Source organism: Propioniciclava tarda, assembly GCF_900182665.1.
GTDB lineage: Bacteria > Actinomycetota > Actinomycetes > Propionibacteriales > Propionibacteriaceae > Propioniciclava > Propioniciclava tarda.
In genome coordinates this window covers 49,276-63,636 of sequence record NZ_FXTL01000002.1, presented here as the reverse complement: position 1 = coordinate 63,636, position 14,361 = coordinate 49,276, and the positions used below count along the sequence as shown (strand labels likewise).

Annotated in this window: 16 protein-coding genes; 4 read left to right on the top strand and 12 right to left on the bottom strand. The window is 69.2% G+C overall.

All coding sequences use genetic code 11. The features are described from left to right. Nucleotides 1-26: 26 nt before the first annotated feature. The 3 genes from trpC to FN821_RS02250 all read right to left on the bottom strand — a co-directional run bounded on the left by trpC (nt 27) and on the right by FN821_RS02250 (nt 2,714). The gene (gene trpC, locus FN821_RS02260; RefSeq protein ID WP_131170937.1) at nt 27-824 is read right to left on the bottom strand and encodes an indole-3-glycerol phosphate synthase TrpC; all 798 of its coding nucleotides are present in this window, start codon (nt 822-824) and stop codon (nt 27-29) included. After that, a complete protein-coding gene (locus tag FN821_RS02255; RefSeq protein ID WP_131170936.1) occupies nt 825-1,082 on the bottom strand; it encodes a DUF202 domain-containing protein in 258 nt (85 codons plus the stop codon). 111 nt (nt 1,083-1,193) lie between these two features. Beyond that, nucleotides 1,194-2,714 (bottom strand): anthranilate synthase component I, encoded by a 1,521-nt coding sequence (locus tag FN821_RS02250; protein ID WP_131170935.1) that lies wholly within the window; start codon nt 2,712-2,714, stop codon nt 1,194-1,196. 74 nt (nt 2,715-2,788) lie between these two features. Here FN821_RS02250 and FN821_RS02245 point away from each other — a divergent pair, with 74 nt between their 5' ends. Beyond that, nucleotides 2,789-3,421: a TIGR03085 family metal-binding protein gene (locus FN821_RS02245; RefSeq protein ID WP_131170934.1), complete on the top strand. Its 633-nt coding sequence runs from the start codon at nt 2,789-2,791 to the stop codon at nt 3,419-3,421. A gap of 184 nt (nt 3,422-3,605) precedes the next feature. Here the strand turns inward: FN821_RS02245 and FN821_RS02240 are convergent, their stop codons facing one another. The 6 genes from FN821_RS02240 to hrcA all read right to left on the bottom strand — a co-directional run bounded on the left by FN821_RS02240 (nt 3,606) and on the right by hrcA (nt 8,318). Then, nucleotides 3,606-3,845, bottom strand: a complete 240-nt coding sequence (locus FN821_RS02240; RefSeq protein ID WP_131170933.1) for a helix-turn-helix domain-containing protein — start codon at nt 3,843-3,845, stop codon at nt 3,606-3,608. Further along, nucleotides 3,835-4,104, bottom strand: a complete 270-nt coding sequence (locus FN821_RS02235; protein ID WP_131170932.1) for a hypothetical protein — start codon at nt 4,102-4,104, stop codon at nt 3,835-3,837. The genes FN821_RS02240 and FN821_RS02235 overlap by 11 nt, the downstream gene beginning before the upstream one ends. A 65-nt stretch (nt 4,105-4,169) precedes the next feature. Further along, a complete protein-coding gene (tgt, locus tag FN821_RS02230; RefSeq protein WP_241660055.1) occupies nt 4,170-5,417 on the bottom strand; it encodes a tRNA guanosine(34) transglycosylase Tgt in 1,248 nt (415 codons plus the stop codon). Next, a complete protein-coding gene (locus FN821_RS02225; protein WP_131170930.1) occupies nt 5,407-6,138 on the bottom strand; it encodes a 16S rRNA (uracil(1498)-N(3))-methyltransferase in 732 nt (243 codons plus the stop codon). Before FN821_RS02225 ends, tgt begins: the two co-directional genes overlap by 11 nt. After that, entirely contained in the window at nt 6,135-7,298 is a 1,164-nt protein-coding gene (gene dnaJ / locus FN821_RS02220; protein ID WP_131170929.1) for a molecular chaperone DnaJ, read from the bottom strand. Before dnaJ ends, FN821_RS02225 begins: the two co-directional genes overlap by 4 nt. Nucleotides 7,299-7,301: 3 nt before the next feature. Then, nucleotides 7,302-8,318 carry a heat-inducible transcriptional repressor HrcA gene (hrcA, locus tag FN821_RS02215; protein ID WP_131170928.1) on the bottom strand — a complete coding sequence of 339 codons (1,017 nt, stop codon included), beginning with the start codon at nt 8,316-8,318 and terminating at the stop codon, nt 7,302-7,304. 112 nt (nt 8,319-8,430) lie between these two features. Here hrcA and FN821_RS02210 point away from each other — a divergent pair, with 112 nt between their 5' ends. Together FN821_RS02210 and FN821_RS02205 are read left to right on the top strand one after the other, a co-directional pair. Further along, nucleotides 8,431-8,787, top strand: a complete 357-nt coding sequence (locus FN821_RS02210) for a DUF6054 family protein (protein WP_131170927.1) — start codon at nt 8,431-8,433, stop codon at nt 8,785-8,787. A gap of 33 nt (nt 8,788-8,820) precedes the next feature. Then, nucleotides 8,821-9,654 (top strand): MBL fold metallo-hydrolase, encoded by an 834-nt coding sequence (locus FN821_RS02205; RefSeq protein WP_131170926.1) that lies wholly within the window; start codon nt 8,821-8,823, stop codon nt 9,652-9,654. A 178-nt stretch (nt 9,655-9,832) separates the two neighbouring features. Here FN821_RS02205 and FN821_RS02200 read toward each other — a convergent pair whose 3' ends face one another. Next, nucleotides 9,833-10,210, bottom strand: a complete 378-nt coding sequence (locus FN821_RS02200; RefSeq protein ID WP_131170925.1) for a phage holin family protein — start codon at nt 10,208-10,210, stop codon at nt 9,833-9,835. A gap of 211 nt (nt 10,211-10,421) precedes the next feature. Between FN821_RS02200 and FN821_RS02195 the strand changes: the two genes are divergently transcribed. Further along, nucleotides 10,422-12,452, top strand: a complete 2,031-nt coding sequence (locus tag FN821_RS02195; RefSeq protein ID WP_131170924.1) for a PTS mannitol transporter subunit IICBA — start codon at nt 10,422-10,424, stop codon at nt 12,450-12,452. Between the two features lie 57 nt (nt 12,453-12,509). On the opposite strand, the gene FN821_RS02190 is transcribed toward FN821_RS02195, so the two are convergent. Then, complete coding sequence (locus tag FN821_RS02190) at nt 12,510-13,307, bottom strand: DeoR/GlpR family DNA-binding transcription regulator (RefSeq protein WP_131170923.1); 798 nt, start codon at nt 13,305-13,307, stop codon at nt 12,510-12,512. A 79-nt stretch (nt 13,308-13,386) separates the two neighbouring features. Beyond that, entirely contained in the window at nt 13,387-14,247 is an 861-nt protein-coding gene (locus FN821_RS02185) for a DUF3097 domain-containing protein (protein WP_131170922.1), read from the bottom strand. Nucleotides 14,248-14,361: the final 114 nt, after the last annotated feature.

The window sequence follows — 14,361 nt, the reverse complement described above, 5'->3', positions numbered from 1 at the left end:
TCTCGATGGTGGGACGCCGACTGACGTCAGCGCTGGCGAGCAGCCGTTCCCGCCGCCGTGAAGTCTGCCACGGCGCGACGGGGGTCCCCGGACCTGACCAGCGCCTCCCCTACCAGGATCACGTCGGCCCCGGCAGACGCCACGCGTTCGACGTCGCCGACGGCCAGGATCCCGGACTCGGCGACCTTGATCCGGTCGGCCGGAATGAGGCTCGCCAGCTTCTCGAACTCGGCGATGTTGACGTCGAGGGTCTGCAGGTTGCGGTTGTTGACCCCGATCAGCGCCGCCCCGGACGCGACCGCGCGCCGGGTCTCCTCGGGCGTGTGGACCTCAACCAGCGGCGTGAGCATGAGATGCCGGGAGAGTTCCAGGAAGCGTCCGAGCTCGGCATCGGTGAGGGCTGCAGCGATCAGCAGCACCAGGTCGGCCCCCGCGACCCGGGCCTCGTAGAACTGGTAGTCGGCGACCATGAAGTCCTTGCGGAGCACCGGGACCCCGACGCTCTGCCTGACCGCCACCAGGTCGGCCAGCTCGCCGCCGAAGCGGCGTCGCTCGGTCAAGACCGAGATCGCGGCGGCCCCCCCGGCGGCGTACTCGGACGCCAGCGCGGCGGGATCAGCGATCTCGGCCAGCGCGCCCTTCGACGGGCTGGACCGCTTGACCTCGGCGATGACCGCCAGTTCCGGTGCCCGGAAGCGGGGCATGGGGTCGAGCGTGGGGGGAAGCTGCGCGACGGCGTCCATCAGTTCCCGGAGGGGAAGAGACGCCTCGCGGACGGCTAAGTCTTCGCGGACCCCGACGATGATCTCGTCCAGGACCCCCACTCAGTTCTCCTTGGCGCCGTGGCCCATGTTGCGCAGCACGAGGCCGACGATCGCCGACAGGGCCACGATGGCCAGCCCGATCCACATGACGGTCCAGTTGATGCCGCCGGGCAGCACGAACGCGACCGCGGCGATGACGAACCCGACGAGGGCGATGACGCTTCCGGTCCAGGCCGCCAGGGTGCGTCCGTGATGGGTCAGCGGCTGGGTCGCGCTGCGGACGGGATCGATGGACTGATGGGCCGTGCCGTGGGTCATGGCTCGTCCTTCCTGGTTCGACGTGGTCGTGGGCTGGAGACAGCATCCCAGGAGTGGGTGCGTTTCTCCACCACGGGGTGCGCGATTCGGAACGGCGCGCCTGCTGGCGGTCTAGGCCGGACCCACCCGGGTCAGGCCGGCGGCCTGCTGGACGGCGCGCAGGACGGCCATGGCCTTGTTGCGGCACTCGGCGTCCTCGCTGGCCGGGACGGAATCGGCGACGAGCCCGGCGCCGGCCTGGACGTAGGCGCGACCGTCCTTGATCACGGCCGTCCGAATAGCGATGGCCACATCGCTGTCGCCGGAGAGGTCGAAGTGGCCCACCACGCCGCCGTAGAGGCCGCGGCGGCTGACCTCGAGCCGGTCGATGATCTCCATCGCCCGGACCTTCGGGGCACCCGAGAGCGTCCCCGCCGGGAAGCACGACAGGGTGGCGTCCAGGGCGGTCCGACCGGGCGCGAGGCGTCCGATGACGGCCGCCTCCAGGTGCATGACGTGGCTGTAGCGGCGCACCTTCATGAACTCGACGACCTCGACAGAGCCGGGCACGCAGACGCGTCCGAGGTCGTTGCGTCCGAGGTCGACCAACATCAGGTGCTCGGCGCGCTCCTTCGGGTCGGCGAGCAGCTCGGCTTCCAAGGCAACGTCTTGTTCGGGGGTGGCGCCCCGCGGACGCGTCCCGGCGATCGGACGCGTCACCGCGCGGCCGTCCGTCACCGTGACGAGTGCCTCGGGGCTGGACCCGACGACCGCGAAGCCGTCGAGCCGCAGGAGGTAGAGGTAGGGACTGGGGTTGGTCCGACGCAGCACCCGGTAGACGTCGAGCGGGTCGGCCGTGCACGGCACCTCGAAGCGCTGGCTGCCGACGATCTGGAAGGCCTCACCGGCACGGATCTCCTCGACGGCGTCGACGACGAGCGCCTGGTACTCCTCGGGGGTCCGCTGTCGGACGACGTCGGGCCATTCTTCGTCGGACGCCGTGGCGATCAGCGGCGCGGCGGGCTCGGTGAGGCGGTCGACCATCGCCTGGACGCGCACGGCGGCGTCGGCGTGGGCGTCATCCACGCGGTCGTGGGAGCCGTCGAAGTTGAGGGCGTTGGCGATGAGCCAGACCTCACCGGTGTGGTGGTCGAGGACGGCCAGGTCAGTCATCAGCATCATGACCAGCTCGGGCAGGCCGAGATCGTCGGCCGGGGCGTCCGGCAGATGCTCGAGCCGGCGGACCACGTCGTAGCCCAGGTAGCCGACCAGCGTGGCGCACATCGGCGGCAGTCCTGGGGCGGTCGGGGTGGCCAACAACGCCAGCGTGTCGCGCAACACCTGAACGGGATCGCCTCCGGTGGGCAGGCCCGCGATGGGGCGTCCGGACCAACGCCACACGGCGTCGCCGTTGGCCTCGGTCAGGGTGGCGGCGGCGTTCACGCCGACCACGGAGTAGCGGCTCCACTGCCCGTTGTCGGCGGACTCGAACAGGAAGGTGCCCGTGCGGTCGCCGCAGAGGGCGTGGTAGAGCCCGACCGGGGTGAAGTCGTCGGCCAGCAGGCGCGTGAACACCGAGATCACCCGGACGCCGTCGGCGGACGCGGCCTCGCGGAAGGCGTCCAGGTCAGGGGTGATGGTGAGTGCGGTCACGGCGGCATTGTCGCATCGGGTGCCGGTGGCGGCGCAGCGGCGTCCGGTCGGTGGCGCCGGGTATTCTCCGGGCCATGGGACACGCATCCGATCAGCGCCAGGCCTACTCGTCCGCCCTGCTGGAGGTCGGGGCCCATGCGCCGACGCTGTGCGAGGGCTGGACGGCCTACGACCTCGCGTCCCACAGCTGGGTGCGTGAGCGCAACGTGGCGTCCCTGCTGGGCATCGCGTCGAAGCGGTTCGAGAAGGTCACCGAAGACGCCATGGCGGCCGCCCGCGAGAAGATGAGCTTCGTCGAGATGGCCACGCGGCTACGGGAAACGCCGCGAACGCCGTTGACGCTGCTGCCGGCGACGGATGATCTGGTCAACGCCACCGAGTTCCTCGTCCACACCGAGGACGTCCGCCGGGCCAACGGCCTGCCGCGGCGTCCGATCGACGCCTCGTTCGAGGACGCGCTGTGGAAGCGCCTACCCGTCATGGGACGACTGCTCTTCGCGAAGGCGCCGGTCGGCGTCCTGCTGGAACGGTCGGACGCCGACGCGCCGCCGGTCCGGGTGAAGGCCGGCGAGTCGACCGTGACGATCGTGGGACGCCCGTCCGAGCTGACCCTGTTCGCCTTCGGACGCCAGCGCGCCGCCGACGTCCGTCTCATCGGCGAGGACGCCTGGGTCAAGGCTCTGAACCGAGCCAAACTCGGCGCCTGACGACAAGCACCACCACTCCCACCTAGGCGCCTCGGATTCACCAACTCCGTCACGGCTGCACATGGCCTGCTCCCAGCAGCCAAACGTCGCCTCGACCAGCGGCGTCCAAGGACGACGGGTCGTCGGGGTCCCCTCTCGACACAACGTCACCATGAAGGCCCAGAGGAACGGCGCCACCCGCAGGCTAGGGCTCCCGCAGGGTCAGCAGGTCAGCCGGGGTGCAGTCGAGGGCCTCGCAGATGGCCGTGAGCGTCGTGAAGCGGATCGCACGCGCCTTGCCAGTCTTGAGGATCGACAGGTTGGCCATCGTGATGCCCGTGCGCGCCGAAAGTTCAGTGAGGGTGACCCCGCGCGCGTCCAGGACGTCGGCCAGCCGGCAGGTGATCCGGTGGGCGTCACCGTCGTCGTAGGGCTCAGATGACACCGACGGCGTCCCTCTCTAACCGCGCGCCCGCCCGGAAGGCCACCACCAGGGACGCCGTGATCAAGGCCACCCTCACCAGGGGCAGGTTCGCGTAGACCGGATCCACCCCGATCCCCGCGACCATGCCGAGGATCACCCGCAGTCCGAGCTCGACCACTCCCACCAGCACGGCCAACACGGTCATGAATCGGGTGAGGGCCCGCAGCCCTCGGCCCCGCACCTCCAGCCGTCGCAACCGACTCCCCTCGATACCAGGCATGGCCCCTCATATCGTCGACCGATGTTATCGATAAACGATATTGACGTGTGGCAACCTGTCGAGACCTAGCGGCGTCCGGCGTAGAACCGTCCCAGGAACTCGTCTCGGAACGCCTCGAACGATCCGGACTCGATCGACGCGCGAATGTCGTCGACCAGCCGCACCGTGAACCGCTCGTTGTGGATCGTCGCCAGCGTGGACGCCAGCATCTCCTTGGCCTTGAACAGGTGGTGCAGGTACGCCCGCGTGTAGTGCGCACACGTGTAGCAGTCGCAGCCGGCCTCCAAGGGCGCGAACGCCCGCCGGTTCGCGGCCGTGTTGACGTTGTAGCGCCCGTCGGCGGTGTAGATCGCGCCGTTGCGGGCGACCCGGCTGGGGTTCACGCAGTCGAACGTGTCCGCGCCGGCCTCGATGGCCGCGAAGAAGTCGTCCGGCTCGGAGATGCCGAGCAGGTGTCGCGGCTTGTCAGCGGGCAGTTCCTCGCAGCACCAGCCCACGATCCGCCCCAAGTTCTCCTTCTCGATGGCCCCGCCGAGGCCGAAGCCGTCGAAGCGGCGTCCGTCGACCTCCAACGCAGCCAGGCCGGACGCCGCGCGCCGCCGCAGGTCCTCGTACTGGGCGCCCTGGACCACCCCGAACAACGCCTGATAGGGCTTCCCCACCCGGTCGCGAGTCAGCTCGCCGTGCGCCGCCAGGCAACGCGCAGCCCAGCGATGCGTCCGCTCGACGGACGCCTCCTGGTAAGCCCGCGAATCGGCCAGCGTCGTGAGCTCGTCGAAGGCGAACATGATGTCGGCGCCCAGCTCGTGCTGGACGCGCATGCTGACCTCGGGCGTGAACCGATGCAGCGACCCGTTCAGGAACGACTTGAACGTCACCCCGTCGTCGTCGACGTGGGCCATCCGCTCCTTGTTGGGCGCCACGATGTCGGACGCCGCGAGCCCGGCGGTGTCCATCGCGAGCACCTTCTTGAAGCCGACGCCCTGGCTCATCACCTGGAAGCCACCAGAGTCCGTGAACGTCGGGCCCGGCCAGTTCATAAACGCACCGAGCCCGCCCCCGGCGTCCACGATGTCGGAGCCCGGCTGGAGGTAGAGGTGATAGGCGTTCGCCAGCACCGCCTGGCCGCCCACGGCGGCCACCGCCTCCGGGACGACCGCCTTCACCGTCGCCTTGGTGCCGACGACGATGAACGCCGGGGTCTTGATCTCGCCGTGCGGCGTGGTGATGACGCCGGTCCGGCCGAGGGCGTCCGGCAGCGTGGATGCTACCGAGAAGCCGAACGGGCGGGCGGCGTCCGACTCAGCGGGCACCGAGGGCCTGCAACTGGGCCAGCGCGACGACCCCGGCGGTCGACGTGCGCAGCACCCCATCGCTGATCGACACCGGCACTCCCCCGGCGGCCGTCAGCGCCTCGAGCTCGTCGGGCGCGATGCCGCCCTCGGGGCCGATCACGATCATCACGTCGCCGGACGCCGGCAGCGCGACCGACGCCAGCGGCACTGACGCCTCCTCGTGCAGGATCAGCGTCAAAGCCGTCTCGGGAACGCGCAGGGCCAGCTCACGCGTCGACATCGGCACGGTCACCACCGGCACCAGGAAGCGACGCGACTGCTTAGTGGCCTCCCGTGCCGTCGACCGCCACTTCGCCAGGTGCCGCTCGGCGCGATCCGGCACCCACTTCACGATCGAGCGCGCCGCCTGCCACGGCACCACCTCGTCGATGCCCATCTCGGTCATCACTTCGACGGCCAACTCGGCGCGGTCCCCCTTGGCGAGGGCCTGCGCGGCGATGTAGCGACGGTCGCGCGTCGGCGTCCGAAGAACTTCATCCACGCGCAAGGACAACGACGCTTTCTCCGTCGAGAGCACCTCGCCGCGCACGGCCGTGCCGGCACCGTCCGAGAGCAGGATGCGCTCCCCCACCGCGATCCGCCGGACGGCCACCGCGTGGCGTCCCTCGTCACCGGACAGCGTGATCTCGTCGCCGACCGTCGGGTCGGAGAACTCTGCCAGGAACAGTGCCTCTGTCATGCCGTGAACGCGTCCTTGATTCGGTCGAACATGCCCTTGCGCGCGCGATCCACGCTTACCTCTGGACGGCTCTCCCCGCGCAGCTCGGCGAGCTGTCGAAGCAGGTCGCGCTGGGCGTCGTCCAGGTGTTTGGGGGTCTGCACCAGCAGCGTAACCCCGAGGTCGCCGCGTCCGCCCCCGCGCAGGCGCGGAACGCCGCGTCCGGCGACGACCAGCCGCGTCCCGGACTGGGTCGACGGCGGAACGTGCAGCTTCACCGTCGCGTCACCCGCCGCCGTCCCCTCACGCTCGGCCTCCAGCGTGGCGAGGTCGACCTCGGTGCCCAAGGCGGCCGCCGTCATCGGCACCTTGACGACCATCTCGAGGTTGTCGCCATCGCGGCGGAAGACGTCGTGCGGCTGAACCGAGATCTCGACGTAGAGGTCGCCCGCCGGCCCGCCGCCGGGACCCACCTCACCCTGCGAGTCCAGGTGGACGCGGTTGCCCGTCGACACCCCCGGCGGGATCTTGACGTTGATCGTCCGGGTGCTGCGGACGCGTCCCTCGCCGGAACATTCGCCACACGGGTGGGCGATGATCGTGCCGAAGCCGCGGCAGTTGGGGCACGGCTGGACGGTGCGGATGTCGCCCAGGAACGAGCGCTGGACGGTCGTCACGTCGCCTTGGCCGTGGCACGTCGTGCACTGCACCGGCTGGCCGCCGTCCCCCGACCCGGACCCTTGGCAGGAGGGGCAGATCACCGCGGTGTCGACCGTGATCGGCTTCGTCACCCCGAACGCCGCCTCCGCCAGCGCCAGATTGAGCCGGACGAGGGCGTCCTGGCCCCGCCGGACGCGCGACCGCGGCCCGCGCGACGCGGACTGGCCGAACATCGCCCCGAACAGATCGCCCATGTCGAAGCCCTGCGCGCCGCCGAAGCCGAAGCCGCCCATGCCGCCGCCCGAGCCCATCGGGTCGCCGCCGCGGTCGTAGATCGACTTCTTCTGCGGATCGTGCAGGACCTCGTAGGCCTCCTGGATCTGCTTGAACTTCTCCGCGGCGTCAGGGGCATCGCTGACGTCCGGGTGATACTTCATGGCGAGCTTGCGGTACGCCTTCTTGACCTCGTCGGCGGACGCGTCCCGCCCCACACCGAGGATCTCGTAGTAATCAGCGCTCACGCGTCATCCTTCTGCCAGGAACCGGCCGACATACCGCGCGACGGCGCGCACGGAAGCAATGGTGGAGGGGTAGTCCATCCGCGTGGGCCCGACCACTCCGAGCGTGGCCCACACGTCCTCGTCGAAGCCGTAGGCGCTCGCCACGACGGACGTCGCCTGTAGCGGCTCGTACGGGTTCTCGTGCCCGATCCGGACGGTCACATCGGAGGCCGTCGTCGCCTCGCCGAGCAGGCGCAGCAGCACGACCTGCTCCTCCAGGGCCTCAAGCACGGGCTTCACGGTGGTCTCGAACTGGTCCCCGAATCGGGTCAGGTTCGGCACGCCACCCACCACGACCCGCGTGGACGGATCCGTCGCCATCAGGTCGAGCAGCGTCGCCACCAGGACGCCTCCGGCACCTTGGGCGTCCGGCGGCAGTTGTTCGAGCAGGACACCCAGGCGATCGACGGCCTGTGCCGGGGTCAGTCCGACGACGGCCTCGTTGACGCGGGCGCGGACCAGGGCGACGGCGTCCGAGGTCAGCCCGGCGAGTTCCATCGGACGCTGCTCGATGCGTCCGGAGGAGTTGACGACGATGACGAGCGCCCGATCGGACGACAGTTCGACGACCTCCACGTGCCGGATGGTGGCCGAGTTGAGGACCGGGTATTGCACGATCGCGACCTGATGCGTGACCTGCGCGAGCAGCCGGACCGTGCGACGCACCACATCGTCGAGGTCCAGGGCGCCTGCCATGAACGTCGAGATGGCGCGCTGCTCGGCCGGGCTCAGCGGCTTGACCTGGCCGAGGCGGTCGACGAAGAGCCGATAGCCCTTGTCGGTCGGGATGCGTCCGGCGCTGGTGTGCGGCTGGGCGATGTAGCCCTCTTCCTCGAGCACGGCCATGTCGTTGCGCACCGTCGCGGGCGAGACACCGAGCCGGTGCCGCTCCACCAGGGCGCGTGACCCCACGGGCTCGCGCGAGGACACGTAGTCGGTGACGATCGCGCGCAAGATCTCGAGCTTGCGGTCGTCCATCAGTCACCTCCTGGCACTCGCGGGTTCAGAGTGCCAGCGTACTGCACCGGGTTTCAGCGCTCGACACGACACCCACCTGGCACCATGGAGTGACCCAACCCCAAGGAGGCCACTCATGGCCAAGTACGAAAGGTCGTTTTTCGGACGCCTCGACGACTTCGTTCCTTACCTCGATCGGGCGATCCTCAGCGGCAGCATGACCGCGAGCGTGGAGGACTCGACCGATGTCATGGCGGGCGACGCCCGCGTGGTGGTCCGGGTCTACGAGCGCTTCGCGGCCTCGACCCGGAGCCGGGTCAGCCTGAACATCACCGCCGTGGGCTGGGGCAGCCAGATCTACGTCTCGGCGATCACGTCCGGCGGCACCGAGGCGATGTTCACCAAGATCTTCACCCTCGGCGAGGACACCTTCCTCGACAAGGCGGTCCAGGCGATCGACGCCTTCGGAGCTACTGGCTTCGAACGTCGCTAGGAGCGTTGGCGCGGGGGCCTAGGGTTGGCGCTCATGGAGTTCTCTCTGGGTCCGTTCGAGCTCGTCGGCGACCGGGTGTGGCGCGCGGTGGCGGAGCCCGCGTCGGTCAACATCGGCCTGGTCGCCGGACGCGACGGCTGCGTCGTCATCGACACCGGCTCGACTCCCGCGCAGGGTCGCGAGATCAGGGACGCCGCCGCGCGCGTCGCCGGGGTCCCGGTCGTTGCCGCCGTCGTCACCCACGCCCACTACGACCACGCCTTCGGCCTCGCGGCTTTCGCCGATCTGCCCACGTACGCCCACGCAAGCGTGTGGCCGACCATCGAAGCCGAGGCGTCCGACGAGGAACTCGCCCACCTCGGACTGAAACGGACCGATCTCGCGGCAGCAACCCACCCCTTCAAACTCGCCGCCATGGTCGATCTGGGCGACCGCCACGTCGAGGTCGTGCATTTCGGCCCAGGCCATACCCCCGGGGACGCCGTCGCCCTCGTCCCGGACGCCCGAGTCGTCTTCGCCGGCGACCTCATCGAGAACCCGGCGCCGTACGCGAGATCGGACTCAACCCTGTCCGGCTGGCCGCTGGCGCTGGACGGCGTGCTAGGGACCCTCCGAGCCGACAGCGTCATCGTCGGTGGCCATGGCGACCCGGTCGACCGGGTGTTCGCCGTCAACCAGCGCGGGCAGTTGGCGGGGATCTACCTGCAACTGGAGTACCTCTTCCAGTGCGGGACCTCGCTCGCCCACGTGGTGGCCAAGGGCGATTGGCCGTTCCCGGACGACCACTTCGCGGGCGCCGTCGCCCGCGTGCACGCCGAGCTCAAAGCCAAGGGCAAGATCGGGCGTCCGCTCAAGGTCATTCACTGACCCGATCGAGGGGAGGCCGACCGACGACAGGCCGCCGCGTCGGCGTCCCCTCGGAGAAGCCAGCGGGCGGATCCCACTCAACCGGCGGACCCCCATCGCCGTTCGTGGAGCCCCCCATCACCGTTGGCTGAGCTTGTCGAAGCCTCGCGCTTGAATGTGACGTCGGACGCCGCAGGCGTCAACTTCGGTTCGTGCCGAGCATGCCGTTCATCACACCGCTCACGATGCTGATGATGATCGAGCCGAAGAGCGCGGGCAGGAACCCGGCCACGGAGAAGCCCAGGCCGAAGGACTGGGCGATCACGGACGCCAGCAGCAGCAGGCCGGCGTTGATGACCAGCAGGAACAGCCCGAAGGTCACCATGATCAGGCAGCCCGTCAGCGCCTGAAGGATCGGCTTGACGAGCGTGTTCAGCACGCCGATGACGAGGGCTACTGCCACCAGGGTGACGAGTTTGTCGGTCACGGAGTTCCCCGTGACGGAGATGCCCTGGATCAGGAAGGCCGCCACCGCGACGGACACGGCGGTGACGAAGGTGCGCACCAGAAAGGTCATGTGGTCCAGGATGCCCCGCGTCGGCAGCAGCACACTCCTGGGAAACCCGCGGCGCCCCCGGGCACGTCATGACAGAAATTGAAGGACTCCATGCGATTGTGACCGATTCCACCGTGGCGACCATTGACTTTCTGTGGTCACGTGTTGTTTTCTGTGGTCCAAGCTCGTTCGAGCGTCCAGAGTCACCTCACGTCAAGATCGGCCACTGCACATGACAACAGCCTCCACTGGTGTCCGCGCGAGCGACACCGCTCCGGGCTTGAACGCGCGCGCCCGCGTGCAGAAGTTCGGCACGTTCCTCTCCAACATGGTGATGCCCAACATCGGCGCCTTCATCGCCTGGGGCCTCATCACCTCCCTCTTCATCAAGGTCGGCTGGCTGAACCTGCTCGCCGGCGGAAACCTGCCCACCGATGGCTGGGTCGCCGCCCTAGGCGGTTGGGGCAGCCACCTGGTGGACGGCAAGGAAGTGGCGTACACGGGCATCGTCGGCCCGATGATCACCTACCTCCTGCCGGTCCTGATCGGCTACACCGGCGGCCGCATGACGTACACCGAGCGCGCGATGCGCGGCGGCGTGGTCGGCGCGATCGCGACCTTCGGCGTCATCGCCGGCACGTCAATCCCGATGTTCATGGGCGCCATGATCATGGGCCCGCTCGGCGGCTGGTCGATGAAGAAGATCGACTCCATCTGGGACGGCAAGATCAAGCCCGGCTTCGAGATGCTCGTCGACAACTTCTCCGCCGGCATCTGGGGGCTCATCCTCGCCGTGTTCGGCTTCTTCGCGCTGTCCCCGATCGTCACCGCCGTCGCCACGGCTGCCGGCGCTGCCGTGGGCTTCCTCGTCAAGAGCGGCCTGCTGCCCCTGACGTCGATCTTCATCGAGCCGGCCAAGGTGCTGTTCCTCAACAACGCCATCAACCACGGCGTCCTGACCCCGCTCGGCCTCGCCGAGTCGCAGGCGACCGGACAGTCCATCCTGTTCCTGCTCGAGGCCAACCCCGGCCCCGGCCTGGGTCTGCTGCTGGCCTACATGTTCTTCGGCAAGGGCACGGCCAAGGCGTCGGCGTCCGGCGCCGCGATCATCCACTTCATCGGCGGCATCCACGAGATCTACTTCCCGTACGTGCTGATGAAGCCGATCATGATCCTCGCCACCATCGCGGGCGGCATGACCGGTGTCCTGATGAACGTCATGTTCAACGGCGGCCTCCGCGCTCCCGCGGCCCCCGGCTCGATCATCGCGGTCTACACCTCCAGCACGCCCCAGGGCATCCTCGGCGTGACGATCTCGTGGATCGCCGCAGCCGCCGTCGCCTTCGTCGTGGGCGCGTTCCTGCTGCGCATCAGCAAGGACGACTCCGAGGGTGACCTCAGCAAGGCCACGGCCGACATGGAGGCCCTCAAGGGCAAGAAGTCCTCGATCTCGTCCGCCCTCACCGGCGGCGTCGCGACCCTCACCCACCCGGTGAAGAACGTCGTCTTCGCGTGCGACGCCGGCATGGGCAGCTCGGCCATGGGCGCGTCCATCCTGCGCAAGAAGATCCACGACGCGGGCTTCAAGGACGTCAAGGTCGTCAACCAGGCGATCGCGAACCTGACCGACTCCTACGACATCATCGTCACGCACAAGGACCTCGCGACCCGCGCGGCTCCCCTCGTGCCCTCGGCGAAGATGTTCACGGTCGACAACTTCATGGGCAGCCCGGTCTACGACGACGTCGTGGCCACGGTCCAGGCCGTGAATTCGGCTCCGGTCGAGGCCGCGCCCGCGGCGTCCGCTGCGCCCACGAAGAAGAAGTCGCTGGACGCGGGCCTCCTGCCGCGCGAGGCCGTCAAGCTCGGCCAGATCGCCGTCAGCAAGGACGACGCCATCCGCCAGGCCGGCAGCCTGCTGGTCGCTCTGGGCGCCTCGGACCCGAGTTACACCGACGGCATGCTCGCTCGTGAGCAGCAGGTCAGCACGTTCATGGGCAACGGCGTCGCGATCCCCCACGGCACCAACGAGTCCCGTGGCGCGATCAAGAAGACGCAGCTCGCCTTCCTCCAGTTCCCCCAGGGCATCGACTGGAACGGCAAGACCTGCTATGTGGCGATCCCCATCGCCTCGAACAGCGACGAGCACGTCGGCATCCTGTCCGCTCTCGCCGGCGTTCTCGCCGACAAGGACAAGGCTCAGCGTCTCGCGACGACCACGAGCGTCGACGAGGTTCTCGACCTGCTGACGCCCGAGGACTGACCCTCAACACCGAAGCGGGCCAGGGGAACACTCCCCTGGCCCGCTTTGCGTTCGGTGTCAGACGCGGACGACATCGGGCCCTTGGGCGGACAGCTTCTCGGCCGTCTCCTCGTCCAGGCCGGTGTCCGTCACGATCGTGTCGAGCTGGGCGACGTCGCCGAACTTGCAGAACTGGACCGCGCCGACCTTGCTGTGATCGGTGAGCAGTACGACCCGACGGGACGCCGCGATCATCGCTTCCTTGGTCTTCGACTCGTCGGGATTGGGGGTGGTGAGCCCGTGCTCGACGGTGAGCCCGTTGGTGCCGATGAAGGCGACGTCGATCACCAGATCCCGGAGGGCCGCGCTGGCCCAGCCACCCACGGCGGCCGCCGTGCGTGCCCGGACGCGTCCGCCGAGAAGGTAGAAGTCAACCTTCGGCAAGGCGGAGAGCAGCCCGGCCGCGGGGAGCGAGTTGGTGACCACCGTCAGGGCGCGGTCTTGGGGCAGCAGGCGCGCCAGGGCCATGGCCGTGGTGCCCGAATCAATCAAGACCGAGCCGCCGTCGGGCAGAAGCGCGGTCGCGGCCCTGCCGATGCGCTCCTTCTCGGCGGAGAACCGCTCGCCGCGGACCATCAGCGTCGGCTCGTAGCCGAGACGTTCGACGTGGATCGCCCCGCCGTGCACGCGCCGCACCAGCCCCTGACGGACCAGTTTGGTGAGATCGCGACGGATGGTCTCGGTGGTGACGTCGAGCTCCTCGGCGAGCGTCGTGACCTCGACCCGTCCGCGGGTGGCGACCAGTTCGAGAATGCGGTGGTGCCGCTCCTGGGGGTAGAGCTTTGCATCCGCCGCGAGGAGGGCGTCAGTGACCATACGGGCCAATATAGCGACGGACCCACACGCTCGTAACCATCCGGACGTGGGATTGTGATTGGTTCAGGCCGAAGTGCTGTCAGGAATCAGTTTCGAGGTGGTCTTCGGTGACGAAGTCGATCAGCCGCTCCACCGAGCGGAGCAGTCCGGGATCCAGGTCGCGCCACGATTCGACGCGTCGAAGGATCTGCTTCCACGCCGTGGCGACGTCGGCCTGCGTGGCATGCGGCCAGCCCAGGGCCGCGCAGATGCCCGACTTGTAGTCGGTGCCTTGAGGGATCTGCGGCCAGGCGGCCAGTCCCAGTCGACCAGGGCGGACGGCCGTCCAGATGTCGACGAAGTCATGCCCCGTGACGAGCACGTGGTCGTCGGTTACGGACGCCACGATGCGTGACTCCTTCGACCCGGGCACGAGGTGATCGACGAGGACGCCGAGGCGGCGTCCCGGGCCGGGAGCGAACTCCCGGACGATCCCCGGAAGGTCATCGATGCCCCCTAGGTACTCGACCACCACGCCGACGTGCCGCAGGTCGGCACCCCACACCTTCTCGACCAGTTCGGCGTCGTGCCGCCCCTCGACGTAGATCCGGGACGGGAGGGCGACCTTGGCGGGGGCGACCGGACCAACCCGCGAGCCGGAAGCCGTGTGCGTGCGGGCGTACTCCTGCGCACGGTCGCGGGCGGTCGCCACCCGCGCCGGCGGCTTCAGGTCGATGGGTGAGCCGTCCAGCCAGAAGTTGGGTCCGAAGGGGAACGATCGCCGCTTGCCGCGTCGGTCCTCGAGCACGACCAGACCGTTCTCCCAGCCGACCACCGCTCCCACGAAGCCCGAGGTCGGGTCTTCCAGCACCAAGTCGCGGGTCACCGGGGTCGGCACCGCCGGTCGCCGCCTGGCCTGTTGCCAGCCCTTGGCCAGCACGTCGTCTGCGTAGCGATCCACTCGGGCGAGACTAGCCAGCGCCCTGGCGCGCCCGCGAGGCGGCTCACCGGGCGCGGGCCACGCGCCCCTCGTCCCAGACCGGTTCGGACGCCTCGTAGACGCCGCCGTCCGAGC